26 protein-coding genes are annotated in these 26,466 nt (G+C 68.1%); 17 read left to right on the top strand and 9 right to left on the bottom strand.

All coding sequences use genetic code 11. The features are described 5' to 3' along the window. Positions 1-35 precede the first annotated feature (35 nt). The 5 genes from flaF to ROR02_RS05655 form a co-directional block, all read right to left on the bottom strand. Positions 36-440 carry a flagellar biosynthesis regulator FlaF gene (flaF, locus tag ROR02_RS05675; RefSeq protein WP_147163044.1) on the bottom strand — a complete coding sequence of 135 codons (405 nt, stop codon included), beginning with the start codon at positions 438-440 and terminating at the stop codon, positions 36-38. Further along, on the bottom strand, positions 379-825 hold the full coding sequence (locus tag ROR02_RS05670; protein WP_147163043.1) for a flagellar biosynthesis repressor FlbT: 447 nt from the start codon (positions 823-825) through the stop codon (positions 379-381). Before ROR02_RS05670 ends, flaF begins: the two co-directional genes overlap by 62 nt. A gap of 272 nt (positions 826-1,097) precedes the next feature. Beyond that, a complete protein-coding gene (locus ROR02_RS05665) occupies positions 1,098-2,000 on the bottom strand; it encodes a flagellin (protein WP_147163042.1) in 903 nt (300 codons plus the stop codon). Positions 2,001-2,217: 217 nt separating this feature from the next. Beyond that, positions 2,218-2,607, bottom strand: a complete 390-nt coding sequence (locus ROR02_RS05660) for a hypothetical protein (RefSeq protein WP_147163041.1) — start codon at positions 2,605-2,607, stop codon at positions 2,218-2,220. A 157-nt stretch (positions 2,608-2,764) separates the two neighbouring features. Further along, the gene (locus ROR02_RS05655) at positions 2,765-3,058 is read right to left on the bottom strand and encodes a hypothetical protein (protein ID WP_147163040.1); all 294 of its coding nucleotides are present in this window, start codon (positions 3,056-3,058) and stop codon (positions 2,765-2,767) included. A gap of 490 nt (positions 3,059-3,548) precedes the next feature. Here ROR02_RS05655 and groES point away from each other — a divergent pair, with 490 nt between their 5' ends. The 3 genes from groES to ROR02_RS05640 all read left to right on the top strand — a co-directional run bounded on the left by groES (position 3,549) and on the right by ROR02_RS05640 (position 6,328). After that, a complete protein-coding gene (gene groES, locus ROR02_RS05650) occupies positions 3,549-3,836 on the top strand; it encodes a co-chaperone GroES (protein ID WP_147163039.1) in 288 nt (95 codons plus the stop codon). A gap of 67 nt (positions 3,837-3,903) precedes the next feature. Then, a complete protein-coding gene (gene groL / locus ROR02_RS05645; RefSeq protein ID WP_147163038.1) occupies positions 3,904-5,544 on the top strand; it encodes a chaperonin GroEL in 1,641 nt (546 codons plus the stop codon). A gap of 238 nt (positions 5,545-5,782) precedes the next feature. Then, positions 5,783-6,328, top strand: a complete 546-nt coding sequence (locus tag ROR02_RS05640; RefSeq protein WP_147163037.1) for an Lrp/AsnC family transcriptional regulator — start codon at positions 5,783-5,785, stop codon at positions 6,326-6,328. On the opposite strand, the gene ROR02_RS05635 is transcribed toward ROR02_RS05640, so the two are convergent. Continuing rightward, the gene (locus ROR02_RS05635) at positions 6,298-6,855 is read right to left on the bottom strand and encodes an HNH endonuclease (RefSeq protein ID WP_170244985.1); all 558 of its coding nucleotides are present in this window, start codon (positions 6,853-6,855) and stop codon (positions 6,298-6,300) included. The genes ROR02_RS05640 and ROR02_RS05635 overlap by 31 nt on opposite strands. 153 nt (positions 6,856-7,008) lie before the next feature. Between ROR02_RS05635 and gluQRS the strand changes: the two genes are divergently transcribed. The 8 genes from gluQRS to ROR02_RS05600 all read left to right on the top strand — a co-directional run bounded on the left by gluQRS (position 7,009) and on the right by ROR02_RS05600 (position 15,408). Continuing rightward, positions 7,009-7,950, top strand: coding sequence for a tRNA glutamyl-Q(34) synthetase GluQRS (gene gluQRS, locus ROR02_RS05630; protein ID WP_147163035.1), 942 nt, complete (start codon positions 7,009-7,011; stop codon positions 7,948-7,950). A gap of 130 nt (positions 7,951-8,080) precedes the next feature. Then, positions 8,081-9,754, top strand: a complete 1,674-nt coding sequence (locus ROR02_RS05625) for a hypothetical protein (protein ID WP_147163034.1) — start codon at positions 8,081-8,083, stop codon at positions 9,752-9,754. Positions 9,755-9,758: 4 nt separating this feature from the next. Next, a complete protein-coding gene (locus ROR02_RS16565) occupies positions 9,759-10,094 on the top strand; it encodes a hypothetical protein (RefSeq protein ID WP_170244984.1) in 336 nt (111 codons plus the stop codon). Positions 10,095-10,314: 220 nt separating this feature from the next. After that, on the top strand, positions 10,315-11,064 hold the full coding sequence (locus ROR02_RS05620; RefSeq protein ID WP_147163033.1) for an electron transfer flavoprotein subunit beta/FixA family protein: 750 nt from the start codon (positions 10,315-10,317) through the stop codon (positions 11,062-11,064). A 2-nt stretch (positions 11,065-11,066) separates the two neighbouring features. After that, positions 11,067-12,005 (top strand): electron transfer flavoprotein subunit alpha/FixB family protein, encoded by a 939-nt coding sequence (locus tag ROR02_RS05615; RefSeq protein WP_147163032.1) that lies wholly within the window; start codon positions 11,067-11,069, stop codon positions 12,003-12,005. A gap of 40 nt (positions 12,006-12,045) precedes the next feature. Next, entirely contained in the window at positions 12,046-12,918 is an 873-nt protein-coding gene (locus ROR02_RS05610) for a 3-hydroxybutyryl-CoA dehydrogenase (RefSeq protein WP_147163031.1), read from the top strand. 103 nt (positions 12,919-13,021) lie between these two features. Continuing rightward, positions 13,022-13,900 (top strand): radical SAM protein, encoded by an 879-nt coding sequence (locus ROR02_RS05605; RefSeq protein ID WP_147163030.1) that lies wholly within the window; start codon positions 13,022-13,024, stop codon positions 13,898-13,900. Positions 13,901-14,019: 119 nt separating this feature from the next. Continuing rightward, the gene (locus tag ROR02_RS05600; protein WP_147163029.1) at positions 14,020-15,408 is read left to right on the top strand and encodes an MATE family efflux transporter; all 1,389 of its coding nucleotides are present in this window, start codon (positions 14,020-14,022) and stop codon (positions 15,406-15,408) included. Between the two features lie 72 nt (positions 15,409-15,480). Here the strand turns inward: ROR02_RS05600 and hpnA are convergent, their stop codons facing one another. Beyond that, the gene (gene hpnA / locus ROR02_RS05595) at positions 15,481-16,488 is read right to left on the bottom strand and encodes a hopanoid-associated sugar epimerase (protein WP_147163028.1); all 1,008 of its coding nucleotides are present in this window, start codon (positions 16,486-16,488) and stop codon (positions 15,481-15,483) included. Between the two features lie 212 nt (positions 16,489-16,700). Between hpnA and ROR02_RS05590 the strand changes: the two genes are divergently transcribed. Next, positions 16,701-17,915: a 6-phosphofructokinase gene (locus ROR02_RS05590; RefSeq protein WP_147163027.1), complete on the top strand. Its 1,215-nt coding sequence runs from the start codon at positions 16,701-16,703 to the stop codon at positions 17,913-17,915. 149 nt (positions 17,916-18,064) lie between these two features. After that, a complete protein-coding gene (gene asnB, locus ROR02_RS05585; RefSeq protein WP_147163026.1) occupies positions 18,065-20,053 on the top strand; it encodes an asparagine synthase (glutamine-hydrolyzing) in 1,989 nt (662 codons plus the stop codon). A gap of 38 nt (positions 20,054-20,091) precedes the next feature. Here the strand turns inward: asnB and ROR02_RS05580 are convergent, their stop codons facing one another. Then, a complete protein-coding gene (locus ROR02_RS05580; protein ID WP_147163025.1) occupies positions 20,092-20,532 on the bottom strand; it encodes a hypothetical protein in 441 nt (146 codons plus the stop codon). A 292-nt stretch (positions 20,533-20,824) separates the two neighbouring features. Between ROR02_RS05580 and ROR02_RS05575 the strand changes: the two genes are divergently transcribed. Both ROR02_RS05575 and ROR02_RS05570 read left to right on the top strand, forming a co-directional pair. Next, positions 20,825-22,540 carry a sensor domain-containing diguanylate cyclase gene (locus ROR02_RS05575; RefSeq protein ID WP_170244983.1) on the top strand — a complete coding sequence of 572 codons (1,716 nt, stop codon included), beginning with the start codon at positions 20,825-20,827 and terminating at the stop codon, positions 22,538-22,540. Next, complete coding sequence (locus ROR02_RS05570) at positions 22,537-23,898, top strand: DUF2336 domain-containing protein (protein WP_246135420.1); 1,362 nt, start codon at positions 22,537-22,539, stop codon at positions 23,896-23,898. The genes ROR02_RS05575 and ROR02_RS05570 overlap by 4 nt, the downstream gene beginning before the upstream one ends. Positions 23,899-24,011: 113 nt before the next feature. Here the strand turns inward: ROR02_RS05570 and ROR02_RS05565 are convergent, their stop codons facing one another. Beyond that, the gene (locus tag ROR02_RS05565) at positions 24,012-24,215 is read right to left on the bottom strand and encodes a zinc-finger domain-containing protein (RefSeq protein ID WP_147163023.1); all 204 of its coding nucleotides are present in this window, start codon (positions 24,213-24,215) and stop codon (positions 24,012-24,014) included. 162 nt (positions 24,216-24,377) lie between these two features. Between ROR02_RS05565 and ROR02_RS05560 the strand changes: the two genes are divergently transcribed. Together ROR02_RS05560 and ROR02_RS05555 are read left to right on the top strand one after the other, a co-directional pair. Beyond that, entirely contained in the window at positions 24,378-25,334 is a 957-nt protein-coding gene (locus ROR02_RS05560; RefSeq protein WP_147163022.1) for an ABC transporter ATP-binding protein, read from the top strand. Next, positions 25,331-26,401, top strand: a complete 1,071-nt coding sequence (locus tag ROR02_RS05555; protein ID WP_246135419.1) for an alpha/beta hydrolase — start codon at positions 25,331-25,333, stop codon at positions 26,399-26,401. The genes ROR02_RS05560 and ROR02_RS05555 overlap by 4 nt, the downstream gene beginning before the upstream one ends. Positions 26,402-26,466 lie beyond the last annotated feature (65 nt).

The raw sequence follows: 26,466 nt of genomic DNA, 5'->3' as shown, positions 1-26,466 counted from the left end.
TCGTCTCTCCCGGATTTGTGAGCGGACGCGGAAACTCACCCTCCGGTCGCGTCGGCGACCGAGTCCGGCTCCGTGCCAGGAGAGTTGCGCAATCCCGCGGCCAGGTTGCGATTGACGGAAATGAGAATTTCCAGCTCGGTCACATCCCCGGTGCGCAAGGCCAGGGTGGTCTGCCGGTCCACGAACAAGGACAGGCTCATGATATTGGCCTTCAACTCGGGCGGCAGGGTGTTGGCCGGCTCGGTAATGTCCGCCTGGATGATGGTCCACAGAAGATGGTTGAACCGCAGGGCCTGGCTGAAGGCGGTTTTGTTGGTCGGGTCGGTGCGCGCCTCGTCCATCATGACCGCGGCCTTCGTGAAGGCCATGGCCTCGACCTCACGCGGAGTCAGGTTGGCCTTCTGGGTCTGTTGATAGGCCTTGATCGGATCCTTGGCCATGGCGGATCACCTCCTCCTCGTACTCAATGAGTTTACGACAGATCTTGAGTGCCCTGTAGTGATCTCCGGCGATCACGCACTGAGAGACTTCGTGCATAAGGTCGAGTCCCTCGACATCCAATGGCAGCTCAATAATCTTTTGAAGCAATAAAAAATAAAGGCCATGAAAATTCCGCTCCTGGTCGGGGGAAATGTACATGTTCAAGATGGCATGGTACAATTTTTTCGTTGCGGTATCCGCTTGTTTTTCAGTGATAATATCTTTTTGTCGAAGAACGGGAACCCTGTTTAGAATAACAAGCTCGGCCTTCGTCGGACCATTGGCGATAACCGCCGTGCCGACAAGAATTTTTTCATTGGGTCGTAGGGTTACTTTAAGGGGCATGAACGAAATATCTGGCTGTTGGAGAGGGTAATAAGCCCGGTATTGTCCTGAAATGAAAAAGAAGCCTAAGCCGCACTATCCGCCAATTCCCGTGTCCTGTGAAGCAGAAAAAAACGGGCTTCCCTGGAGCTTTTTTTCGTCTCTTCCGGTGTTCGTGAGCTCCGAACCTTGTGTTCCCCGGGCGGTGGGAGGGTATCCTTCCAGAAAAACGGCGATCAGTCGAGGACTGATCGCCGTCACACTATCGCGAAAAGGCCGGGACGGGACCTGGATTAGAACAGACGCAACACCGCCTGTTCGGACTGCTGGGCAATCGACAGGGAGATCGTGCCCAGCTGCTGGCGGGTCTGCAGGGCCAGCATGTTGGCGGATTCCTTGTTGACGTCGGCGTTCACCAGGTTCGACGCACCGGTTTCCAGCGTGTTGACCAGGTTCTCGGTGAAGTCACGCCGGATTTCCAGCATGGCGGCGTTGGTACCGAAGGTCTGGGCCGTGTCACGAACCTGGACCAGCGCGGAGTCGATCATGGCGATCGAGGTGTCGATGGTGGCCGTGTAGCCGCTCGCGCCGCCAGCGGACGCAGCCCAGTCGCTGGTTCCGGTGCTGCCGGCCGTGGTCACATACAGACCGCCACCGGTGCCCGCAGTCGGAGCGGTGGAAATCATGTTGGTGGCTTGGCCGGAGATGACCAGCTTGCGATCACTGGCCGAGGTCGACTCCGAGAACTTGATGGTCAGGGTGTCGGCGCCGGTCTTGATCAGGTTGATACCATTGTAGCTGGCATCGTTGGTCAGGTGGTCGATCTGGCTGCGCAGTTCGTTGAACTGGCTGGCCAGCTTGGCGCGGGTGCCCGTGTCGGCGGCGGCGGTGGACTTGGCCGAGGCGGCGACCGCCTTCATCTGCTTCAGGACGTCTTCAACGTTCTCAAGGGCGTCGGTGGCGGCCTTGAGGACCTGAATGCCTTCGGTGATGTTGTCCTTGATCGTCGAAAGATCGCTGGCGCGGTTGTTGAGGTTACGCGCCTTGAAGAACGACATGGCGTCGTCAATCGCGCTGTTGACCGCCTTACCGGTCGACAGGTGCGACTGGGTGGTGCCAATCAGGGTGGTCGTGCGTTGCAGAGACAGCAGGTTGGAGCGGGTCGACGCCGTAAGGGTAATGGAATTGTCAGACATCGTTTCGAATCCTTTTCTAGGATGATCAGGGCGACATTCTTGTCATAGAGACGGAGGCCCAGTTTACCCCGACAGGGTCGAGGGTCATTCGGATCCGCTCGTCCCGTGTCTTCAAGTCACGAAGATAGAAGGGAGGCCCCTTGATGTCAACCTTTGTTGCTGTCCACCGGGCTCCGGAGGCGCGCGCAGGGCGTCCCTTCGCGGGGGGCGGACGGGGTTATTCCAGCACGGAATAGCCGCGCCCGCGCATGCAATTGTTGATGATGTTCTTTTGCGACATGGCGGCCGAGCCGCCGGCGGTCGTCCCGCCCCCGATGCCACCGATGGCGGTGCCCAGGGCCGCGCCCGATCCGGGGCTGCCGAGGACGGCTCCGGTCGCGGCGCCCAGCGCGGCGCCCACGGCCGCGCCGCCCAGGGTTCCGAGCAGGGCGTCCTGGGCCACGCCGCGTTCCTCGGCGTAGGACTGGCACTCGGCGAGATCGCGCTCGTACTCGGCCATCGTCTTGTTGGAGGTGCGCGGATCGATCACCGGACGGTGACTTGCGCATCCCGCGAGGATCAGGGCGCCAGCGCAAAGGCAGGCAGTCAGGCGGGCGGTTGGGGTCATGGTCTCTCTCGCTTCAGTCAATCGAGCGCCCCCTTCCCGGAAGGGCGATGGCCAGGGATGCCACGCGAGGGGCCTGGAGTCCATTTATAGCCTGGTGCGCCGCGCCGCAATGGCCTCCCTGGTTCCATCCGGCGCCCCCGTCGTTTTCCTGTCCGCCTCAGGCCACGATCAGCACGCTGGCCACGCCCAGGAAAACCACGCCCCACAGGGAGGCGCGCCGGAGCCCCGCGCGGGGGCGGGAGGGCGTGGCCAGCACCACCAGCGCCGCCACCATCAGCGCAAGAAGACCCAAGGCGGCATCGGCCACGGTGCGCCGCGCCAGCTCGCCCGCCGGCGTGTCGGCCAGGATCAAGGCCAGTCCCACGGTCAAAACCCCCAGGGGCCAGGGCACGCGGGCGCGTCCCGCGATCTGGTTCGCCGTGCGCCACGAGGTTGCGATCAAGGCTGTCATGGTCAACGCCTCCTTCCCGCGTCGGGGGACATGGGGTTCCTCGTCCCCTTTCCGAAGATAAGAATAAGAGTGAGTCGCAGTCGTGTCCACGGGAGTTTATGGTTTTTTTCGATCGGCCGGATCGATCGGGCGCGCCGGACGCCGCCAGGGCGAGGAAATCCAGGTTAGTTTCGAACGGACGGATTCGCCCAGTTCAGGCGGAATTGGGGCAGGATTCTGGCAGCTTGAAAAACCTTTTAAGAAGTGTTGCGAAAGTTCTGGGGCGGCCTTTGTTCTCGGTGGCTGCTTGGTCGGGCGGGTGCCGCCCCCGGTTTGCGCTGGAGGCCGGCGGAGAGGCAAAGGATAGGTCGCGTTGCGCGGCCTCTTGACAGCGGCCTCGCGTCGGGATATCTCCGTGGCACTCACCGGCCAGGAGTGCTAACAATCGCTTCTCCGGGCCGCATCGAATGTTCATCCGCCCCTTGTCGGGGGCATCGCTGGAGGCCCTTTCATGAACTTCCGCCCGCTGCACGACCGTGTTCTCGTCAAGCGCCTTGAAAGCGAGGAGAAGACGGCTGGTGGTATCATCATTCCCGACACCGCCAAGGAAAAGCCCATGGAAGGCGAAGTGGTCGCCGTGGGGTCTGGCGTGCGTGGGGATGATGGCAAGCTCGTCGCCCTGGACGTGAAGCCCGGCGACCGCATTCTGTTCGGCAAGTGGTCGGGCACCGAAGTGAAGCTGGATGGTGTCGAATACCTCATCATGAAGGAAACGGACATCATGGGGATTGTCGGCTGATCCGGCTTTTCCCGTCGATCGAAGTTTCATTGTCCGCACGCCTGACGAAGATAAGGGATAGCAATACATGTCCGCCAAAGACGTCAAGTTCTCCACCGACGCCCGTGACCGCCTGCTGCGCGGCGTGGACATCCTGGCCCATGCCGTGAAGGTGACCCTGGGCCCCAAGGGCCGCAACGTCGTCATCGAGAAGAGCTTCGGCGCCCCGCGCATCACCAAGGATGGCGTGACCGTCGCGAAGGAAATCACCCTTCAAGACAAGTTCGAGAACATGGGCGCCCAGATGGTCAAGGAAGTTGCTTCCAAGACCGCTGACATCGCCGGCGATGGCACCACCACGGCGACCGTGCTGGCCCAGGCGATCGTGCGCGAAGGCGTGAAGTCGGTGGCCGCCGGCATGAACCCGATGGACCTGAAGCGCGGCATCGACATGGCCGTCGCGGCCGTGGTCGCCGACGTCCAGTCGCGTTCCAAGAAGATCAAGACCTCGGACGAAGTGGCCCAGGTTGGCACCATCTCCGCCAACGGCGACACCGAGGTGGGCAAGATCATCGCCACCGCCATGGAAAAGGTGGGCAACGAGGGCGTGATCACGGTTGAAGAGGCCAAGGGCCTGGAGACCGAGCTGGAAGTGGTCGAAGGCATGCAGTTCGACCGCGGCTACCTGTCGCCCTACTTCATCACCAACGCCGAGAAGATGATCGCCGAGCTGGATAACCCCTACATCCTGCTCCACGAGAAGAAGCTCTCGGGCCTGCAGCCGCTGCTGCCGGTTCTGGAAAGCGTCGTTCAGTCGGGCCGTCCCCTGCTGATCATCGCCGAGGACATCGAGGGCGAAGCCCTGGCCACCCTGGTGGTCAACAAGCTGCGCGGCGGCCTGAAGGTCGCGGCCGTCAAGGCCCCCGGCTTCGGCGACCGTCGCAAGGCCATGCTGGAAGACATCGCCATCCTGACCGGTGGCCAGGTGATCAGCGAAGACCTGGGCATCAAGCTTGAGAACGTGTCCATCGCCATGCTGGGCACCGCCAAGCGCGTGACCCTGACCAAGGACGACACCACCATCGTTGACGGGGCTGGCGACAAGGCCGGGATCGAGGCGCGCTGCACCCAGATCCGCGCCCAGATCGACGAGACCTCCAGCGACTACGACCGCGAGAAGCTGCAAGAGCGTCTGGCCAAGCTGGCCGGCGGCGTGGCGGTGATCAAGGTTGGCGGCGCCACCGAGGTCGAGGTGAAGGAGAAGAAGGACCGCGTGGACGACGCCATGCACGCCACCCGCGCCGCGGTGGAAGAGGGCGTGGTCGCCGGTGGTGGCGTGGCCCTGCTGTACGCCACCCGCGCGCTGGCCAACCTCAAGGGCGCCGACGCCGACCAGAACGTGGGCATCGAGATCGTGCGCCGCGCCCTGCAGGCTCCGGTGCGTCAGATCGCCGAGAACGCCGGCGTCGATGGTGCCGTGGTCGCTGGCAAGCTGCTGGAGAGCTCCGACAGCAACTTCGGCTTCAACGCCCAGACCGGTGTCTACGAGGATCTGGTGAAGGCCGGCGTCATCGACCCGACCAAGGTTGTCCGCGCTGCCCTGCAAGACGCCGCTTCGGTGGCCGGCCTCCTGATCACCACCGAGGCCATGATCGCCGACATCCCCGAGAAGAAGGACGCCGCCGCGGCTGCGCCCGGCATGGGGGGCATGGGCGACATGGGCTTCTAAGCCCGTCGGCCATCCTTTGAGGGATGGCGTGCCCGGTTCTTTCTAGAACCAAAGGGGGGGCCGCTCCGGCTGAGGAGCGGCCCCCTTTCGTTGTGTTTCGGAGATTGGATGATCTTGAGGCGCGTTACCCGGCCGGGGCCACGGCTTTGTTGCGCAAGGGCGGCAACTCCGTGTAATTTCCTTTCGTCAAAGGCCCCGGGTCCCATTCGGCGGGCCGGGGATACCATCGGGAGGGGTGATGGCCACGCAGCGGGTAAAGCTTGATCGCATTGACCGCAGGATCCTGGCCGACCTTCAAGACGACGGGCGCATGACCAACGTCGAGCTGGCGCGCCGGGCCGGGATTTCCGCGCCGCCGTGCCTGCGCCGGGTGCGCGCCCTGGAGGAAGCCGGGTTCATTCGCGGCTATCATGCCGAGCTGGATGGCGCGGCCATGGGCTTTCACGTCACGGTGTTTGCCCACGTCGGTCTCAACAGCCAGGCGGAATCGGATCTGCGCGCCTTCGAGGCGCTGGTCGGCGCCTGGCCCGAGGTGCGCGAGTGCCACATGCTGGCGGGGGAAACCGATTTTCTGCTGAAGATCGTGGCCCAGGACTGGGACGAGTACCAGCGCTTCCTGACCTCGCGCCTGACCCCCGCCCCCAACGTGGCCCATGTGAAATCGGCGCTGGCCATTCGAACGGCCAAGCTGCTCCCCGGCGTGCCGGTGCGCGATGCCGCCGAGGTCGAGGGCGGCGCGCCGGGCGACGAGGCTCAAGACGATTCCAGCTCGACATCCCAATAAAGAAAATCCCGCCAGCTTTCATGAAGATAGCCTGGCGGGAACGAACGGCCGATGTTGCGCAGCCAGTGAGCCGTCGGCTCGACGGCGGGTTTTCGCAAGGGCATGCCGGCCTCGCGCGGCGTTCGGTTGGCCTTGCGCATGTTGCAAGGCCCGCACGCGGCCACCACGTTGAGCCACGTCGTGCGTCCGCCCTTGGAGCGCGGCACGACGTGATCGAAGGTCAGGTCGTGGGCTGGCAAGCGGGCGCCGCAATACTGGCAGGTAAACCCGTCGCGCAGGAACACGTTAAAGCGCGTGAACGCCGCGCGGGGCGCGGTGGGCACGTATTCCTTGAGCGAGACCACGCTGGGCAAGCGGATCTCGACGCGAGGCGAGCGGATCACCTGATCGTATTCGCTCACCACGTTGACCCTGTCCATGAACACGGCCTTGACGGCTTCCTGCCAAGGCCACAGCGACAGGGGAAGGTAGCTGAGCGGCTGGAAATCCGCGTTCAGCACCAAGGCCGGGCATGCGTCCGCTGTCATCCGCACGATCACCACCCTTCACCAGGCATGGCCGACTACCCTAGACTTATGGTAGCTTGTACTCGCTCCGTCGCAAAGCGGAGATGACAGTTTTGTCAAGAACGTGTTGCGATTTTTGCACGCCTCCCGGTTCGCGCCTTTGGATTCGCTGCCTTGTCCACTCTTGTCGTGTCGCGTTTCGCCCCCAGTCCGACGGGCTTTTTGCACCTGGGGCATGCCTATTCGGCCGTCCTGGCCCATCGTCTGGCGCGGCGCGCGGGCGGGCGGTTCCTGCTCCGGCTGGAAGACATCGACCCGGTGCGCTGCAAGCCCGCGTTTGGCCCGGCCATCTTGGAGGATCTGGCCTGGCTGGGCCTGGACTGGGACGGGCCGGTGCGGGTGCAGTCCGCCCACCTGGATACCTACCGGGCCGCCTTGAACCGCCTTGACGGTCTTGGGTTGCTGTATCCGTGCTTTTGCACCCGTGCCGCGATCGCGGCCGAGGGCGCGGCGATTGCCCAGGCGCCCCATGGGCCCGACGGGCCGCTCTATCCCGGCACCTGCCGCGTCTTGTCCCCGGCCGAGCGCGCCCGGCGTCGGGCGGCCGGCGAGCCTTTTGCCCTGCGCCTGGACATGACGGCCGCCGTGGCCCGGGTGGGGCCGCTGACGTGGCACGATGCCCTGGCCGGAACGGTGAGCGCCGATCCGTCCTGCTTTGGCGACGTGGTGCTGGCGCGCAAGGACGTGCCGGCCAGCTACCACCTGGCGGTGAGCGTGGACGACGCCCTTCAGGAGGTTTCCCTGGTGACCCGGGGCCAGGATCTGTTCCAGGCCACCCACATTCACCGTCTGCTGCAGGCCCTTCTTGATCTGCCGACCCCCGCCTACCACCATCACCCGCTGGTGTGTGGTCCCGATGGCCGGCGCTATGCCAAGCGCGACCGCTCCGTGACCTTGCGGGCCCTGCGCGAGGCCGGCGTTTCCCCCGCCGAGGTGCGCGCGCGCCTGGAAGGGGGGGACGAAACGGCGCGTTGCGGCGTGTGGCACGAGGGGCCGGGACGTGTCATACTCCCGCCGGCCGGGGGTGGGCGCCTGGACAAGGGCGCTTGGGCGTGATCCGGCCGGAAATCCGCCCCCGTGCCAGGGCGGCGTTCTTGCGTTTTGTTTCTCCGTGCGGCGATCCCGAACAACGGTTTTTGCGTCTCGGGCGTCGCTCTCGTCCCGCCACAGCCAAGAGAATGCCCGCGTGACCGGACCCCTTGTTCCCATCGCCGTCGCCCTCGCCGTGTCGGTGGCCTGGCTTGCCACGTATGGTCTTGTCCTCACCGGTGGCAGCACGTGGCCCGGTCTCGCCGATCTGGCGGCGGGAGACGTGGCCCTGGTCCTGGCCGGGGGCGCGGTGCCCGTGGTCTTGCTGGCCCTGGTGGCCGGCGTGGCCGTGCTGGCGCTTTTGCTGCGCGATCTGCCGCGCGGCCTGCGTCCCCTGGCGGCGGCCGGGCGTCGCGCCACCGAGGACATCGACGCCCTGGGGCGCACGGTCATCATGATGCAAGAGCAGGCCCGCCGGCGCGTCCGGCTGGAGTCGGTGGACATCGCGTTTCGCGACATGGCCAGCCACCTGGCCGAAATCCTGGAACAGGTGGGCCTGGCCCGTCCCGAGGAAATCGAAACCCTGTGGGCCCTGAGCGCGGCCGGCCATCCCTGGGCCGTGGCCAACACCTTCCTGGCCTGCGCCGATCTGACCGGGCCGGACTTCCCCGCGCTCATGGCCGAGCGCCTGATGCACACCTCAAGCGGCGGCGGAGCCGTCCAGCGTTTCCTGCGCCGCTATGCCCATGTGTCGCGCCTGATCCGCGAGGACGAGGAAAGCCGCCTGCTGGGCGAAATGATCGCCGATGGGCCGCTTGATCGCGTGGCGGCCCTGCTGACGAGCGTCAACGGGCATCTCAACACCCTGATCGGCGGCGATCCCCCCTCGGGCGGGGAGGCTTCCGGCCCCCGGCCGGCGCCGTCCCCGGCGGCCGGCGTCGCTGCCGGGGAACCCGCCCCCGACGCTGTCCAGGCCCCCGCCTTTCTCAGGGAAGACCCTTCTCCGGCCGTGACCCCGGCGCCCTTGGCTGTTGCTCCGGCGGTTTCGTTTCCCGCGCGCGCGGAGCCCGGGGAGGCGCCCGCTTCCGACGCCGCGCCGGGGGAAGACTCCTTCGAGTCTCCCGACGATTCTCTCGAATTGTCCGACGAGCCGGTCGCTTTCAACCCGTCGTACCCGTTCCCCGCCGAGCCGGAGGACGGCGACGACGGCGCGGCGGCCCTGGAACCGGAGGACGAGGACCCCGAGCCGCCCCCGGCGTTCCTGTCGCGGGGAAACGCGGGGGGGGCTTCCGAGGCGTCCGTGTTCGGGGCGTCCGATGACGGGCCGGCAGGCGGTGCCGGGGCGATGGCGTCCGGGCCCGAGGGCCGCGCGCGCGAGCCGGTCGCGCCCCGGGGAAGCCTGGCCGAGCGTCTGGACCAGGGCGGCGGCCGCGTCGTCCCGCCCGGCGCGAAGGGAGCGGACGACGGAGCCCCGCCGCCGGCCGAGGGGCCGCGCACGCTGCCCTACCCGCCGATCTCGCGCGACGAAATGCGCAGCATTCAAGAGCGGGTGGCGTCCACCGTTGGGCGTGGCCGCGCGGCACGTCCCGCCGCCATCGAGGAACCCGACGACCCGGCGGCTGTTCGGGGCGCCGCCGGGGGCGTGAGCGGCCCCCCCTCGCTGCGCCGGCGCGGCGGCTACGCGGACTCGCGTCTTTCGGTGTCCACGCCGCCGCCCGAGGAGCCCGACCCCTTCGCCGCCCTTGAGGCCGACGACGAGGAGCCACCCCCGGCGCCCGAGCCGGGGCGTTCGTCGCGTCCGGCCGCTCGTCCCTCCCGTCGCAAGGATTGAGCCCGTGGGACTGTTCGATCTGTTTCGCAAGAAGAGCGGCCGGACGACACCCTCCGCCCGGGCCCCCCGGACCCCGGCGGCGCCCGCCGCGCCCGACGGGCCGGTGGCGGATGCCACCGACCCCCGCGCCCAGGCCATGGCCCAGATCAAGGGGGCCCGTCAGCACGTCATGACCCCCGAGCGCGAGGAACTCATCCGCCAGGCCATGGCCGTGCACAAGGCCAAGCAACAGATTCTGGCCGATCTTTCCGACGATCAGCGCCGCAAGCTGATGCTCACCGCGATGCGGGCCCTGCTGCACGAGGACAAGCCGCCCGACGACAAGGATCCCAAGCCGTGAACCGACCGACGGTCGGGGGGCGTGTCGTTGACTTCATGGCGCTGCTTCCGTATTTTGCGCTGCACTCGACCGTTTGGTCGGCGCCGTCCTGCCCAAGGGCGATGATCCCGCCCGGGACGGTCGGCAGGGGATCCAAAAAAGCACGCCGGGGCGGTCCGTTCCCTTCCGTGAAGGGGCTGGCCGTCGCGGTCAACGCCCACACTCAAAAGACAGGAACTCCATGAAAGTACTGGTCGCGGTGAAGCGGGTCGTTGACTACAACGTCAAGATCCGGGTCAAGACGGACAACACGGGGGTCGAACTGGCCAACGTGAAGATGTCCATGAATCCCTTCGACGAAATCGCCGTCGAGGAAGCCGTGCGTCTCAAGGAGGCCGGCACCGTCACCGAGGTGGTCGCCGTTTCGCTGGGCGTTGCCCAGTGCCAGGAAACCTTGCGCACCGCCTTGGCCATGGGGGCCGATCGCGGCATCCTGGTGACCAGTGACGCCGACTTGCAGCCGCTGGCCGTGGCCAAGATGCTCAAGGTGCTGGTCGAGCGCGAGGCCCCCGATCTGGTGTTCCTGGGCAAGCAGGCGATCGACGACGACGCCAACCAGACCGGCCAGATGCTGGCCGGGCTGCTGGGCTGGGCCCAGGGCACCTTCCTGTCCAAGCTGACCCTTGCCGACGGCCGCGCCCAGGTGACGCGCGAAATCGACGGCGGCCTGGAAACCCTGGACATCGCCCTGCCGGCCGTGGTCACCGCCGACCTGCGCTTGAACACGCCGCGCTACGCCAGCCTTCCCAACATCATGAAGGCCAAGAAGAAGCCGATCGAAACCCTGACCCCGGCCGATCTGGGGGTTGATCCCACGCCGCGCCTGACCGTGTTGAAGGTCGAGGAGCCGCCGGTGCGCAAGGCCGGCGTGCGCGTGCCCGACGTGGCAACCCTGATCGAGAAGCTCCGCAACGAGGCGAAGGTGATCTGACCATGGCTCAACTGGTTATCGCGGACCACCACGACGGGCACCTGCGCCCGGCCACCTTGAACACCGTGACCGCCGCCGCCGCCCTCGGGGGCGAGGTGCATGTGCTGGTCGCCGGCTCCGAGGCAACCGCCGTGGCCCAGGCCGCCGCCGCCATCGCCGGCGTGACCAAGGTCCTTCTGGCCGACGCGCCCGCGCTCGCCCATCCCGTGGCCGAGGTCGTGGCGCCGCTGATCGTGGCCCAGGCCCCCGGCTATACCCACGTGCTGGCCCCGGCCACCACGTTTGGCAAGAACGTGATGCCCCGCGTCGCCGCCCTGCTCGACGTCGCCCAGATTTCCGAGGTCGTCGCCGTGGTCGGGCCCGACACCTTCGTGCGCCCGATCTACGCCGGCAACGCGCTGGCCACCGTGCAAAGCGCCGACGCCTTGAAGGTGATGACGGTGCGTGCCACCGCCTTCGATCCCGCCGCCGCCTCTGGCGGTGCCGCCGTGATCGAGGCCGTGAGCGTGCCCGAGCTGCCCGCCGGCCTTGTCACCTACGTGGGCCAGGAGCTTTCGGTCTCCGAGCGCCCCGAGCTGACCAGTGCCCGGGTCATCGTGTCGGGCGGGCGCGGCTTGGGGTCGAAGGAAAACTTCGCCCTTCTGGAAACCCTGGCCGACACCTTGGGCGCCGCCGTTGGCGCCTCGCGCGCGGCGGTCGACGCGGGCTATGTTCCCAACGATTATCAGGTTGGCCAGACGGGCAAGATCGTCGCCCCCGACCTGTATGTCGCGGTCGGGATTTCCGGCGCGATCCAGCACCTTGCCGGCATGAAGGACAGCAAGGTGATCGTGGCAATCAACAAAGACGAGGAAGCGCCCATCTTCCAAGTGGCCGACTACGGGTTGGTGGCCGACCTGTTCCAGGTGGTCCCCGAACTATCACAAGCCCTGAAGGGCTGACCCCGCGGCCGGCCTGCCCCCAACCTTGAAAGGTCGCAGCATGGTCGAACACATTGGCGTCATTGGCGCCGGACAAATGGGCAACGGGATCGCGCACGTCTGCGCGCTGGCGGGTCATCAAGTCTATTTGATGGACGTCAACGAGCCGGCGTTGGAAAAGGCCCTGGCCACGGTTGCCAAGAACCTCAACCGTCAGGTCACCAAGGGCAAGATCTCGCAGGCCGACGCCGAGGCCACGGTGGCGCGCATCCACACGGCAACGACCATGAAGGTTTTTGCCGAGTGCGATCTGGTGATCGAGGCCGCCTCGGAAAACGAGGGCGTCAAGCGGCGCATCCTGACCGAGCTGTGCCCGCTGCTGAAGCCCTCGTGCCTGCTGGCGTCGAACACGTCGTCGATTTCGATCACCCGTCTGGGAGCCGCGACCGACCGGCCGGAAAAGTTCATCGGCATGCACTTCATGAACCCGGTGCCGGTGATGTCCCTGGTGGAATTGATCCGGGGCATCGCCACCGCCGAGGAAACCTATGGGGTGGTGCGGGAACTGGCGCTCGCGCTGGGCAAGGTGCCGGTGTCGGCCGAGGACTTCCCGGCCTTCATCGTCAACCGCATCTTGCTGCCGATGATCAACGAGGCCGTTTACACCTTGTACGAAGGCGTGGGCTCGGTCGATGCCATCGACACCGCCATGCGCCTGGGGGCCAACCATCCCATGGGGCCGCTGGAACTGGCCGATTTCATCGGGCTGGATGTGTGCTTGTCGGTCATGCAGGTGCTGCACGAAGGCCTGGCCGACACCAAGTACCGGCCGTGCCCCCTGCTGGTGAAGTACGTGGAAGCGGGCTGGCTGGGGCGCAAGACCAACAAGGGCTTCTACGACTACAGTGGTCCGAAGCCGATGCCCACGCGCTGATCCCTTCGGATCGGCCCGGCATCACGACAACGGGGGGGGGAAGAGGCCGGATCAGGGGCTTCTTCCCCCTTTTTTCTTTCCGTTCGCGCCTTGGATGCCTGCCATGCTTTTGTACGATCCCCCGGTCTACCGCCCGCCCTCGGAAGCCAACAGCCTGATTCTTCAGGTTACCTTGGGGTGCGGCCATAATCAGTGTGCCTTTTGCTCGATGTATCAGAGCAAGGTTTACACCGTGCGCCCCCTGGACGCGGTTCTGGCCGAGATCGAGGCGGTCGCGGCCCGGGCTCCGGGGGTCACGCGGGTGTTCCTGGCCGATGGCGACGCGCTGCGCCTGCCGGCCCCCCACCTGCTCGCGGTGCTTGAGGCCCTCAACCGGCATTTCCCCGATCTGACCCGGGTTTCCGCCTATGCCACGCCCGGCGACATCCTGCGCAAGACCGACGCCGAGCTGGCCGCCTTGCGCGCGGCGCGCCTTGTCATGCTCTACGTGGGCCTGGAAAGCGGCGATCCCGACACCGTGCGCCGCGCGGCCAAGGGCGCCTCGCCCGAGGCGGCGGGGCGGGCCGTCACCCGCGCCCGCCAGGCCGGGTTCAAGGTGTCGGCCACCATCATTCTGGGCCTGGCGGGCCGGGCGCGCTGGCGCGAACACGCCTGGGCCACGGCGGTGATGATCAACAAGGATCCGCCCACCTATCTGTCTTCCCTGTGCCTGATGCTGGACCCAGGCCGCGAGGCCGGCTTTCGCGCCCGCTTCGACAACCAGTTCGAACCCCAGGACGACGAGGGCCTGCTGGCCGAGCTGGACGTGATGCTGGAGTACATGAACCCGCCCAGCCCGGTGATTTTCCGTTCCAACCACGTGTCGAACGCGCTTGCCCTGGCCGGCACCCTGCCGCGCGACCGCGACCGTCTGCGAGGCGAAATCGCCGAGGCCCGCCGCCTGATCCCCATGGGGCGGCGCTGGAGCGGGGGCAGCCTGTAGGGCAGGGGGAAGGGGATACCGCGCGCGGACTGTACCGGCGTTCTATGCCTTTCCGCCGTGTGGAGTGTGGTTTACCTCGGGGGTAGGATCGGGTGTAATTTCATCCAAGGATTATTCCCATGTTCCGCTCCCCCTGGGCGGCCGAAACCCGCGCCACGCTGGCGCTGGGCGGACCCCTTGTTCTCACCAATCTGGCGCAAGTCGCCATTGGAACCACCGATACCTTGCTGCTGGGCTGGCTGGGCCCCCAGGCGCTGGCCGCCGGGGCCCTGGGCATCAACCTGTACTGGGGCCTGTTCGTGATCGGCGTGGGCCTTGTCACCGCCATTCAGCCCCTGCTGGCCCAGACCCTGGGCCGGCGCCGGTCGTCGGTGCGCGTCGTGCGCCGCATCACCCGGCAGGGGTTATGGCTGGCGCTCGGCTATACCGGGCTGGCATGGCTGGTTTTGTGGCATGCCGATTCCCTTTTGCGTGCCCTCGGCCAGGACCCGGAGCTGAGCGATCAGGCGCAACTATACATTTACGCCCTGATGCCCGGCCTGCTGCCGGCGCTGGTCTTCCAGACCCTGCGCGGGTTCATTGCCGCGCTGGAACGCCCGCGCGCGGCCCTGGTCGTTACCGCCGCCGCCATCGGGCTCAACGCCTTTCTGGGCTGGTCGCTGATCTTCGGCCATGCCGGCATGCCGGCCCTGGGCCTGGTCGGGGCCGGGCTGGCCTCGACCTTGTCCAACACCGCCATGGCCCTGGCGCTCCTGGTTTTTGTTCTGGTCGAGCGTCGCTTGCGTCGCTATCACCTGATGGGCCGTTTCTGGCGCCTGGATTCGGGGAACCTGCGCGAACTGCTGCGTGTCGGGATTCCCCTGTCGCTGTCCATGGGCTTCGAAATGGTGGGGCTCAACGCCGCCGCCTTTCTGTGCGGCCTGCTGGGCGCCCCCGCGCTGGCCGCCCATGCCATCGCCTTGCAGGTTTCCGCGCTCACCTTCATGGTGCCCATGGGCTTTGCCCAGGCCGCGACCGTGCGCGTGGGCCTGGCGGCGGGGGCCGGCAACCTTGACGGGGTGCGCCGGGCCGGATGGGTGGCCTTTGTCCTTGGCGTGGGCTTCATGAGCGCCATGGCCGTGGTCTTGCTGACCCAGGCCCCCCTGGTCGCCACCGTGTTCCTGGACCGTGCCGACCCCGCCAGCGTGGCCGTTCTTCCCCTGGCCGCCTCGCTGTTGATGATCGCCGGGGTTTTCCAGATCGCCGACGGCGCCCAGGTGGTGGCCGGCGGCGCCTTGCGCGGGCTCAAGGATACCCGCGTGCCCATGCTGGTGGTCGGTTTCGGCTACTGGGCCCTTGCCGTTCCCCTGGGCGCCACCCTGGCCTTCGCCGCCGGCCTGGGGCCGCAAGGCGTGTGGTGGGGCCTGGCCCTTGGCCTGATCCTGGTGGCCGTGCTGCTCACCCTTCGCTGGGCCAACCATCCCCGCTTGCTGGCGGGGATGGAGACGGCGGCGGTGCCGGCCGAGTAGGCAGGCAACGGGAAGGAAGAAGACAAGGCCGGGGAGGCGGGCCCCCCCGAGCCCCTCCCTTGACGAAGAGGGTTACCCCCGGCCTTTTTCCAGATAGCCGTTGTCCCGGAACCAGGCCACGGCGTCGGCCAGGGCCTGGGCGGCGGGGCGGGGGGCGTAGCCCAGGGCGGCGCGGGCCTTGGCGCTGGAAAAGAACATGTGCGCGCGCGCCATGCGCACCCCGTCCAGGGTCACGAAGGGTTCGCGTTCCTGTTTGGTCAGGCGGGCCCAGGTTTCCACGGCCCAGGCCAGGGGCATGATCAGGCCGTGGGGCAGCGAGAGCAGGGGCGGGCGCTGGTTGCTCAGACGCGCGACCTCGGTGAGCAGGGCGCGCAAGGTCCAGTCCTCGCCCCCCAGAATATAGCGCTCGCCCACCTCCCCCTTGTCGAAGGCCAGCAGATGGCCGGCGGCGACATCGTCCACGTGAACGACGTTCAGGCCGGTGTCGACCGTGGCCGGCACCCGTCCCGATGCCGCTTCCACGATCAGGCGGCCGGTGGGGGTGGGGCGGATGTCGTGGGGGCCGATCGGGGTGGAGGGATTGACGATCACCACCGGCGCCCCTTCGTCGCGGACCAGGGCCTTGACCGCTTCCTCGGCCAGGAACTTCGAGCGCTTGTAGGGCCCGATCATGTCCTCGACCCGGCTGGGCGTGGTTTCGTCGGCGGGCTGGCCATCGCGGCGCGGCTTCAAGACGGCGACCGAGCTGGTGTAGACCATGCGCCCGACCCCGGCCTTGTGCGCGGCGCGCAAGATGCCCACCGAGCCTTCCACGTTGGTGCGGATCATTGCCGCCGGGTCGAGGGTCCAGAGGCGATAGTCGGCGGCCACGTGATAGAGCCCCGCCACTCCGTTCACCGCGCGCGCGAGCGAGTCCGGGTCGGTCAGGTCGCCTTCCACCACCTCGACCGCCAGCCCTTCCAGGTTGCGCCGGGGCGAGGTCGGGCGGACCAGAACCCGCACGCGCTCCCCCCGGGCCAGCAGGGCACGGGTGACGGCGGCGCCGACAAAGCCACTGGCGCCGGTGACAAGAACGGTCATGGTGGGGGTGCTCCCGCGCTGGACAAGACACGAAGGCGGGCATCCTACCCGAGGCGCGCGGAAAAATCGGCCCCCTTTCGCGCCCGCCCCCGTTCGCGCCCTTTCCGAAGGCGCGAATCCAAGGCTTTCCCCCCTCCCTTCCGCCAGGGAATTGGGGTAGGGTGCGGGCCTTCTGGTTCTCCATTTCCCAGACATTCACGAGGGCGTTCAGCATGTTCAAGGGCAAGGTGCTCGTCGCGCAGGGCGGCGGACCGACCGCCGTCATCAACCAGTCGATGGTTGGCGCGGTTCTGGAATCGCGCAAGTTCCGCAACGTCGAGTTGGTCTATGGGGCCACCCATGGCGTGCGCGGCATTGTCGATGAAAACTTCCTCGACCTGACCCAGGAAACCACCCACAACCTGGAAATGGTGGCCGAAACCCCGTCGTCGGCCCTGGGCTCGACGCGCGACAAGCCCGATCTGAAGTACTGCCAGGAAATCTTCAAAGTCCTGAAGGCGCACGAGATCGGCTATTTCTTCTATATCGGCGGCAACGATTCGTCGGATACCGTGCGCATCGTGTCGGAGGAGGCCTCGCAGGCCGGCTATGACCTGCGTTGCGTGCATATCCCCAAGACGATTGATAACGACCTGATGGTCAACGACCACACCCCCGGCTTCCCGTCGGCGGCGCGTTTCGTGGCCCAGGCGTTCATGGGGATCAACCTCGATAACTGGGCGCTGCCCGGGGTGTATATCGGGGTGGTCATGGGCCGCCATGCCGGGTTCCTGACCGCCGCGTCCGCGCTGGGCAAGAAATTCCCCGACGACGGCCCGCACCTGATCTATCTGCCCGAACGGACTTTTGATCCCGAGCAGTTCGTGTCCGACGTGCGCCGGGTCTACGACACCTACGGCCGCTGCGTGGTCGCGGTCAGCGAGGGCATTCACGATGCCTCGGGCGCGCCGATCATCACCCGCCTGACCGAGCATGTGGAGCGCGACGCCCACGGCAACATCCAGCTTTCGGGCACCGGCGCGCTGGCCGACCTGCTGGTGGATCTGGTCAAGCAGAAGACGGGCATCAAGCGCGTGCGCGGCGATACCCTGGGCTATCTCCAGCGCAGCTTCGTGGGCTGCGTGTCCGACGTTGATCAGCGCGAGGCCCGCGAGGTCGGTGAAAAGGCGGTGCAGTTCGCCATGTGGGGCGAGCGCGATGGCTCCGTCACCATTCACCGCACCGGCTTCTATTCGGTGGATTACCACTTCACCGAACTCAAGGAAGTGGCCGGCAAGACCCGGGTCATGCCCGATAACTTCATCACCGAAGGCGGCAACGACGTGACCGACGCCTTCTTGATGTACCTGCGTCCGCTGCTGGGCCGGGGCATGCCCGATGCCTACCGCCTGCGCAACAACTACGTGCCCAAGGTCCTGAAGCCGTAAGCCGTTCCGGCCGGAGGGGCCCCCGGCGGCCCCCTCCGGCTCTTCCCCCGAACGCAAGCAAAGGGGGACCGGGGCCCCCGGCCCCGGCGGGGAGCGGGGCAGCGCCCCGCTTTTTCTTTTTGTCCTTCATACAAGGCGAAGGGGGAGGCATGTGCGGCCTGACCGGCTTCTGGCAACGCAATCAAGCGGATGACCCGGCGCGCTTAGCCGACATGGCGCGGCGCATGGCCGACCAGCTGACCCATCGCGGCCCCGACGACGCCGGCACCTGGGTGGATCCCGGGGCCGGGCTGGCCCTGGGACACCGGCGCCTTTCCATTATCGACCTGTCGCCGGCCGGCCATCAGCCGATGGTGTCGGCCAGCGGGCGCCATGTGATCGTTTATAATGGCGAGCTGTACAATGCCGCCGAGATCCGCGCCGACCTGGAAGCCGCCGGCGTGCGTTTTCGCGGTCATGCCGATACCGAGGTCCTGCTGGAAGCCTGCGTGCGGTGGGGGGTGGGGCCCACCCTGGCCCGGCTCAACGGCATGTTTGCCTTTGCCCTGTGGGACGGGGGCGACCGACGCCTGACCCTGGCCCGCGATCCCCTGGGCGAAAAGCCGCTCTACGTGGCCGAGCGCGGCCAGACGCTGTTGTTTGGTTCGCAGCCCAGCAGCTTCTTTCCCCATCCGGCGTGGCGGGGCACGGTGGACCGGCGGGCGCTGGCCGCCATGCTGGCCCTGGGCTGCGTGCCCGGCCCCGGATCGGTGTTCGAGGGAACAACCCAGGTCGCGCCCGGCACGTTTGTTGAAATCGACGCCTCGGGCCGGCGCCGGGAAACCGTGTACTGGTCGTTGGATCGGGTGGCCGAGGCGGGGGTGCGTGCCCGCGCGACGCCCCGAAGCGACGCCGAGGCCGAGGAAGCCCTGGATGCCCTGCTGGGCGACGCGGTGCGCCGGCGCCTGGTGTCCGACGTGCCCCTGGGCGCCTTCCTGTCGGGAGGCATCGACAGTTCCACCGTGGTCGCCCTGATGACCCGCCACGCGTCGAGCCCGGTGCGCACCTTCACCATCGGCTTTCCCGAGGCCGCCGGCCGGGCCGGGGGCTATGATGAGTCGGCCCACGCCGCCGCCGTGGCCGCCCACCTGGGCACCCGGCACGAAACCCTGGCCGTGGATGGGCACGAAGCGGCCCGGGTGGTGGAAACCCTGCCCGCGTTTTTCGACGAACCCTTTGCCGATTCCTCGCAAATTCCCACCGTGCTGGTGTCGCGCCTGGCCCGCGCCCAGGTGACGGTGTCCCTGTCGGGGGATGGGGGCGACGAACTGTTCGCGGGGTATAACCGCCATGTGGTGGCCGCCAGCGTGTGGCCCCGCCTGGAACCCTGGCCGGCCTGGATGCGCCGGGCGGCGGCGGCGGGGCTGGGCGCCGTGCCCGCGCGCGGGTGGGACGCCCTGGCCCGCGCCCTGCCGGCCCGCTGGCGGGTGCCGCAGGCCGGCGACAAGGTGGACAAGATGACGCGGCTTTTGCGCGCGGCCAGCGTGGAAGACTTTTATCTGGCCCTGGTGGGCGCCGATCCGGCCCGGGCTCTTCCGGTCGCGGGCGGGGCCGTGGCGGGCGGGCCCGATCCCGGAGGGCTCGGGCGCTGGATCGACGGGCGCGGGCGCGGGCTTGCGCTTGCTGTTGATCGCGTGCGGGCGTGGGACGCGCAAGGCTACCTGCCCGACGATATCCTGACCAAGGTCGATCGGGCCTCGATGGCGGTGGGGCTGGAAGCCCGGGTGCCGTTGCTTGATCCGCGCGTGGTGGCTTTTGCCTGGAGCCTGGACCCGGCGCGGCTGGTGCACGGCGGGCGGGGCAAGGCGGTGCTGCGCCGGGTGCTGGCGCGCTACGTTCCCCCGGCCCTGACCGATCGCCCCAAGACCGGCTTTGGCGTGCCGCTGGACGCCTGGCTGCGCGGTCCCTTGCGGGCGTGGGCCGGGGAGTTGCTCGATCCCCAGGCGCTCAAGGCCTCGGGGCTGGTCGATCCGGATCTTGTCGCCGGCTGGTGGCGGGCCCACCAGGCGGGGGCGCCGGGCCTCGCGTCCCGGCTGTGGCCGGTGCTGATGGTCGAGGCGTGGCATCGCCACTGGGGCCCCCGGGGCGCCCTGCGGTAGGGGGAAAGGGGTTCTCCTCCCCCCTTGCGCCGGCCCGATCAGCCGGGCGGCAGAACGGGCACGCGCTGGGCGGTGGCAAGGCGGCCTGCCGCCATGCCCAGGCGTTCGTCCAGGCCCTCGTTCTTGATCTCGAAGGGCAAGGTGTCGCGCAGGTAGGCCACCACCCCGTCGCGCCGGTCCTCGCGAACCGGCGCCCAGGTGAAAACCAGGGCGCCGCGCTGTTCCCACTCCCGGATGGTGGGGGCCTCGAACAAGGCGAGCGCGGCTTCGTCGAGGGCCGGGCTGTGACCGCAATAAACCCAGCGCCCCTGCACGCCGATGTGCCAAACGACGAACACCCCCCCGTATCCCCGCAGCTCCTGCGGGCGGGTGGCGAGCGAGACGAGCGTGGGGTACTTGAGCGACCCGTTGCGCCGCCAGAAGGGATCAATGGGGGCGGGGCGCTTGGGCGGGCCAAGCAGGAGCGACAGTAAGGACATGGCCGGCATGCCTGAAAAGCGGGGACGGGAATGGGGTCAAGGTGGCGCGCGGCCGGCCCCGGGTCAAGGTGCAAGGCCTTGCCACGGGGCGCGATGAACGGCTTCACTCAAAGGTCGGAGGCGGCGGGCGGGCCTGCCTCGTTGACGAGGGGGGGGCGCGGCTTTACTCTTTCTTGAGTGTTTGAGGCATGCGCCACCCGATGAGTGGAACGCGGTCAACGTCGTGGCCTGCCTCTGGCCGGAACGCCCCAGGATCTGGTGAGGGCGAGGCATGAAAACTCCCGGTGGTGAGATGTCAACGAATGCGGGGATCGGTCCCAACGACGCCAGTGCGATCGACGCGGCCCGAGGCGAGGGATCCACCATCCAGCAGGCCACCGTGCTGGCCTATCCCGGGCCGGCGGCGCTTCTTGACGAGCACGGCAAGATCGTGGCCTGCAACCGGCGCGGCGAGGTGTTGCGGCTGCTGTTTTCTCCCGAGGCGGAATCGGGTTTGCAAGCCGTCGTCCGGGCGGTGTTGCACAACGGCGCGCCGGCGGTGAAGTCGGCGGAGGTGCGTGGGCGCGGGCCGACGCGCTGCATCGACCTGACCTTGCTGCCCACCGCCGACGGGTCCCGCGTGGCGGTGCTGGGCCGCGACACCACCTTGGAACTGAACCTGCGCACCGCCCTGGCCGACAGCCGGCAGCGCTACAAGGAGTTCGTGGATCTTTCCAGCGATTTTGCCTGGGAAACCGGCCGCGACCACCAGTTCGTGTTCGTGTCGCCGGTGGGGGCGCTGGGCTACGAGGCGCGCGAGCTGGTGGGATCGGATCCGGCGGCCCTTCTGGACCTGCGCGAGCCCGAGGGCATGGTGCGGGTTTTCCGCACCACGGCGCGGGTGCGCGGCGTCGAGGTCTGGGCCCGGCGCAAGGATGGCGCCCAGGCCTGCTTGATGGTTTCGGCCACGCCGGTGCTGGGGCCCGAGGGCGACTGGGCCGGCGCCCGGGGCGTCTGCCAGGATGTGACCGAGCAACGCGAGCGTGAAAAAGCCCTGAGCCGGGCGCGCAACCGGGAAAGGATCCTGACCTACGTCGTGCGGACCTTCCGCGACGAGATGGATCCGGCCAACATGCTGAACGTCGCGGCCGAGGCCCTGGTGCGGGGCCTGGGCACCGAGGCCTGCCACATCTTCCGGGCGGGCAGCGACAACGGCACGCCCTCCACGCCTTTCGTGCTGCGAGGCAGTTTCGGAACCGGCGGAGGGGCCGACTTGGCGCGCTCGGTGGTGGAAAACGCCGACGCGAGCGGCCTGCCCCAGGAAATCGACGGCACCGACTGGACCATTCTGGTCGCGGCGGCGCGCTACCGCCGCCAGGTCAATGGCGCGGTTGTCCTATGGCGGCGCAAGGGGCCGTGGACCGACGACGACCGCCTGCTGATCATGGACATCGCAAGCCAGATCGGGATCGCGAACGAGCAGATCGGCCAGCACGAACGCATCATGACCATGTCGCGGACCGACAGTCTGACCGGCCTTTTGAACCGCCGCGCCTTTTTCGAGGATATCGAACGCCGGCACCGCCGGCTGGAACGAAGTCCGCAGCCCGCTTCGCTGCTGTATGTCGATCTCGATAACTTCAAGCGGGTCAACGATGCCCATGGTCATCTGCGCGGCGACGAGGCCCTGCTCACGACCAAGGACATCCTGGTGCGTCATACCCGCTCGGTCGACATGATCGCCCGCCTGGGGGGCGACGAATTCGCCGTGTGGCTGGAAGGGGCGGACGAGGATGCCGCCTGCGGCAAGGCGCGGGAATTCCTGGGCGCGGCCGAGGCCCTGCGGGGGTTCAACGGCGACGAGGCCCATCCGCTCACCATGTCCATCGGCGTCGCGGTCTACGATCCCGCCCGGCCCGAGGACCTGGAGGCCTTTACGGCCCGGGCCGACGCCGCCATGTATGCGGCCAAGCATGGCGGCAAGGACCACTATCGCGTGGCACCGCCTCCGGGGCAGGATCGGACATGATGACGCCGTTGTTGCAGCGTTTGATGGCGGACACGGGGGAAACACCCCTGACCTACGAGGAAGCCCGGTCCCTGGCCCGTCACGACGACGCCGACGTGCGCGCCGCCCTGGCGCGGCGGGCCGACACCATGCCCGAGGTCCTGTATTTCCTGGCCGAGGATCCCGATCCGGCGGTGCGCCGCGCCATCGCCGATAACCGGGCCACCCCCTGCCAGGCCAACCTTCTTTTGAGCGATGACGAGGATCCCGAGGTCCGGTTGCTCCTGGCCCAGAAAATCGCCACCCTGGCCCCCTGCCTGAGCGAGAACGAACGCGACCGGGTGCGCTGCCAGACCTACGAGGCCCTGGCCCGCCTCGCGCGTGACCAGATTCCGGTGGTCCGCCAGGTGGTGGCCGAAACCCTGAAGGACGTGGCCGACGCGCCGCCTTCGGTGATCGGCCGCCTCGCCCGCGATGCGGAAATCGCCGTGGCCGCGCCGGTGCTGGCCTTCAGCCCCGTCCTGACCGACGAGGACCTGCTGGAAGTCATCCGGACCCAGCCGGGAACCGCGCGCCTGTCGGCCATCGCCGGGCGCGCGGGCCTTGCGTTCCCGGTGGCCGACGCCCTGGCCGCGTGCGACGACGTGGAAGCGATCGCCGCCATGCTTTCCAATCACGGCGCCCAGATCCGCGAGGAAACCCTGGATGCCCTGATCGAGCGCGCGCCTACCGTGACCTTGTGGCACGAGCCCCTGGTCCACCGGCCCCGTTTGCACGCGGGCGCGGCGCAGCGCCTGGCCATGTTCGTGGCCGATACCCTGGTGGAAGCCCTGATGCTGCGCAAGGACCTGGATCCGTCGTCGGCGGCGGCGGTCAGCGAGGTGGTCCACCGTCGCCTGCGCGGGTCCGGTTCCACCCGTGAAACCGGCCGCCTGGCCGATTTCGGTCCCGACTGGCGCCGGACCTTGCGCGATGCCCATGCCTCGTGCCTCAGCCGGCGCACCGCCCATGCCCTGGGCCAGGCCGACGTGGCCATCGCCTTGTCCGACGAGGATCGGGGCCGCGCCGATGCCGTCGCGGTGCTGGCGACCCTGGCCAACGTGTCACCGTTCGCCGTCGCGGCGGCGGTGAACGCGGCCAGTGCCAAGGGCGTGGTGTCGGTGGCCTGGAAAGCCGGCCTGAGCCCCGAGTTCGCCATGATCTTGCAGCGCCAGCTGGCTCATGTTCCCCCCGACGAAATCCTGGCGCCCACGGACGACGGACGTTTCCCCCTGTCGGAAGAGGAAATGCTCTGGCAAGTCGAGATGTTTTGCGATGCCGAAAGCGAAACCGACGCCCACCACGGTGCCGCGCTGCCCCGCCCGGTTCACGTGCGCTGAACCGGGGGATCGGGCGCCGCCCGGTCGTGGCGGGCGCCGGATGCGTCCTTTTGGGGGGCTTGGCGTTTGCCAGGGAAAAGGGGGAACCGCTTTTCCCTGGCAAACTCAACCATCTAGTGGGCGCCGTGCTGGGCCAGGGCGGCCGGGGAGGCAACGAAGCGGCGGCTGCAGTAGGGGCACACAACCTCGCCCACCTCGGGGCGGATGGTCAGGGCCACGCGCGGATGTCCCAGCGCCCCGCCCGAGCCTTCGCACGTCACGTGAAGGGTGGCCGTGGTCACGGTTTCCGTGACCGGGGCGGTTTGCGACTGCGTCATCTGGGTTCTCCTTCGTGGCCCGCATTGACCCGTTTGCCGGGCCGATGATACCAATCCCGAAGGGGGGTTCAACGGCGAAGGCCGTCGGCCCCCTGTTTCATTGCGTGGGGCTCCGGGAGCCGGGGCCTCGTTTCGCGTTTTTCCGCCAGCGTCGAGCGTCCCATGACCGCAGCTTCTCCCCGTCCCGTGCCCGAAAACGCCCTTGTCATCGAGGGCCTGACCAAGGTGTACAAAGGCGGCAAGGTCGCCTTGTCCGACGTGTCGCTGACCATCCCCCAAGGGGCGATGGTGGGGCTTCTGGGGCCCAACGGCGCCGGCAAGTCCACGCTGATCAATATCATGGCGGGCCTGGTGCGCAAGACCAGGGGCCGGGTGGTGATCTGGGGCAACGACCTGGACAAGGACGAACGCAATGCCCGCTGCGCCATTGGCGTGGTGCCCCAGGAACTGAACCTGGATCCGTTCTTCACGCCGCGCGAACTGCTGTCGGTGCAGGCGGGCCTGTATGGCGTGCCCCGCGCCGAGCGGAAGACCGAGGAAATCCTGGAAGCGGTGGGATTGGCCGACAAGGCCGACAGCTACGCGCGCTCGCTGTCGGGGGGCATGCGCCGGCGGTTGCTGGTGGCCAAGGCGATGGTGCACCAGCCGCCGGTCCTGATCTTGGACGAACCCACCGCCGGCGTGGACGTGGCCTTGCGTCAACAACTGTGGACGATGATCCGCGCGTTGAACGCCCGGGGCACGACCATCCTCCTGACCACCCACTACCTGGAGGAAGCCGAGGATCTGTGCGACCGGATCGCCATCATCAACCAGGGGCGTCTGGTCACCTGCGAACCCACCGCCACCTTGCTGCGCCGGGTGGACAGCAAGGCGGTGACGCTGACCCTGGCGGCGCCCGTGGCGGCGGTTCCGGGACCGCTGGCCGCGCTGGGGGCCGAGCTGCGCGGGCCCACGACCCTGGTTGTCACCTACCAGCCCAGCACCACGCCCATGGGGCGGATCCTGGCGGCGGTGCAAGACGCGGGCCTGGCGGTCGCCGACATGGCCACCCACGAAGCCGACCTTGAGGATATTTTCCTGCGCCTGACCGCGACCAGCGAAAGCCCGGCGGCGTGACGGGGCGACGCGCGCGTGGCCTGGCCCTGGTCTGGGGCATGCTCGCGGCGGCGTGCGCGCCCCCGGTTCTTCCGCCACCGGTCATGGGGCCCGGGGCCGTCCTGGATGGGGGCGTTTTTGTCAGTGGCGATGGCACGCGCCTGCCCTTGCGCCGATGGGTGCCGGCCGGCGAGGACGGGCCCGTGGCGGTGGTGGTGGCCCTGCACGGCTTCAACGATCACGCCGGGGCATTCGAAACCGTGGGGCCGGCCCTGGCCGCGCGTCGCATCGCGGTGGTGGCCTATGACCAGCGCGGCTTTGGGGGGGCACCGGGGCGCGGGCGCTGGCCGGGGGGGGAAACCCTGGCCGCCGACGCCCGCGAGGCCCTGAAGGCGGCGCGTCACGCCTATCCCGGGGTGCCGGTGTACCTGCTGGGCGAAAGCATGGGCGGCGCCGTGGCCGTGGTGGCCCTGGCCGGGTGGGAGACGGGCGAAAGCGCGTCCTCCCTGGCCGACGGCGTGATTTTGTCGGCGCCGGCGGTGTGGGCGCGCCCGACCATGCCCTGGTATCAGCAAGCGGCCTTGTGGGTGGCGGTGCGCGTGGCCCCGGGGCTGACGCTGACCGGGCGCGGCCTCAAGCGCTATCCCAGCGACAACTGGGCGATGATGGCGCGCCTGGCCCAGGATCCCCTTTGGATCCGCGCCACCCGCGTGGATGCCATGGCGGGGATTACCGACCTGATGGACAGCGCCCATGCCCGCGCCGACCGGTTGAAGGGCCCGGTTTTGATGCTGTACGGCCTGCACGACCAGATCATCCCCGCGCCTCCGGTGCGCGCCGTGGCCGGGCGGCTGGCGGACCACCCTGGCTTTTGTCTCGCGGTGTATCCCGAGGGCTGGCACATGCTGCTGCGCGACCGGCAGGCGGCGGTGGTTCTGGACGACGTGGCGGCGTGGGTGCGCGAACCCGGCCCGGCGGTGCCCTCGGGGGCCGGGCGACGGGCACCCGCTTTCCTCTCCGGCGCGCTGCGGGCCGAGCCCGAGCAAGGCCGCTGGGATCCGCCCCCCGCCGACCCACGAAACCCGTAGGCCCGGGCTCCGGGGGCGGCCGCTTGTTGGCCGGGCGTTTTTTCGATGCCCTCAAGCGCCGGGCG

Source organism: Pararhodospirillum oryzae (assembly GCF_007992075.1).
GTDB classification, from domain to species: domain Bacteria; phylum Pseudomonadota; class Alphaproteobacteria; order Rhodospirillales; family Rhodospirillaceae; genus Pararhodospirillum; species Pararhodospirillum oryzae.
The sequence above is the reverse complement of the archived record's forward strand: the minus strand, read 5'-3'. Positions and strand labels throughout refer to the sequence as shown.

Coding starts and splice junctions, on each gene's coding strand:
- ROR02_RS05580 (WP_147163025.1), bottom strand. CDS start 20,532: ATGTCCTTACTGTCGCTCCTGCTTGGCCCGCCCAAGCGCCCCGCCCCC.
- ROR02_RS05655 (WP_147163040.1), bottom strand. CDS start 3,058: ATGACAGCCTTGATCGCAACCTCGTGGCGCACGGCGAACCAGATCGCG.
- ROR02_RS05640 (WP_147163037.1), top strand. CDS start 5,783: ATGGCCACGCAGCGGGTAAAGCTTGATCGCATTGACCGCAGGATCCTG.
- ROR02_RS05575 (WP_170244983.1), top strand. CDS start 20,825: ATGTCAACGAATGCGGGGATCGGTCCCAACGACGCCAGTGCGATCGAC.
- ROR02_RS05635 (WP_170244985.1), bottom strand. CDS start 6,855: ATGACAGCGGACGCATGCCCGGCCTTGGTGCTGAACGCGGATTTCCAG.
- hpnA (WP_147163028.1), bottom strand. CDS start 16,488: ATGACCGTTCTTGTCACCGGCGCCAGTGGCTTTGTCGGCGCCGCCGTC.
- ROR02_RS05560 (WP_147163022.1), top strand. CDS start 24,378: ATGACCGCAGCTTCTCCCCGTCCCGTGCCCGAAAACGCCCTTGTCATC.
- ROR02_RS05570 (WP_246135420.1), top strand. CDS start 22,537: ATGATGACGCCGTTGTTGCAGCGTTTGATGGCGGACACGGGGGAAACA.
- ROR02_RS05590 (WP_147163027.1), top strand. CDS start 16,701: ATGTTCAAGGGCAAGGTGCTCGTCGCGCAGGGCGGCGGACCGACCGCC.
- ROR02_RS05565 (WP_147163023.1), bottom strand. CDS start 24,215: ATGACGCAGTCGCAAACCGCCCCGGTCACGGAAACCGTGACCACGGCC.
- groL (WP_147163038.1), top strand. CDS start 3,904: ATGTCCGCCAAAGACGTCAAGTTCTCCACCGACGCCCGTGACCGCCTG.
- asnB (WP_147163026.1), top strand. CDS start 18,065: ATGTGCGGCCTGACCGGCTTCTGGCAACGCAATCAAGCGGATGACCCG.
- ROR02_RS05620 (WP_147163033.1), top strand. CDS start 10,315: ATGAAAGTACTGGTCGCGGTGAAGCGGGTCGTTGACTACAACGTCAAG.
- ROR02_RS05665 (WP_147163042.1), bottom strand. CDS start 2,000: ATGTCTGACAATTCCATTACCCTTACGGCGTCGACCCGCTCCAACCTG.
- ROR02_RS05610 (WP_147163031.1), top strand. CDS start 12,046: ATGGTCGAACACATTGGCGTCATTGGCGCCGGACAAATGGGCAACGGG.
- ROR02_RS05615 (WP_147163032.1), top strand. CDS start 11,067: ATGGCTCAACTGGTTATCGCGGACCACCACGACGGGCACCTGCGCCCG.
- ROR02_RS05660 (WP_147163041.1), bottom strand. CDS start 2,607: ATGACCCCAACCGCCCGCCTGACTGCCTGCCTTTGCGCTGGCGCCCTG.
- ROR02_RS05670 (WP_147163043.1), bottom strand. CDS start 825: ATGCCCCTTAAAGTAACCCTACGACCCAATGAAAAAATTCTTGTCGGC.
- flaF (WP_147163044.1), bottom strand. CDS start 440: ATGGCCAAGGATCCGATCAAGGCCTATCAACAGACCCAGAAGGCCAAC.
- groES (WP_147163039.1), top strand. CDS start 3,549: ATGAACTTCCGCCCGCTGCACGACCGTGTTCTCGTCAAGCGCCTTGAA.
- ROR02_RS05600 (WP_147163029.1), top strand. CDS start 14,020: ATGTTCCGCTCCCCCTGGGCGGCCGAAACCCGCGCCACGCTGGCGCTG.
- ROR02_RS05605 (WP_147163030.1), top strand. CDS start 13,022: ATGCTTTTGTACGATCCCCCGGTCTACCGCCCGCCCTCGGAAGCCAAC.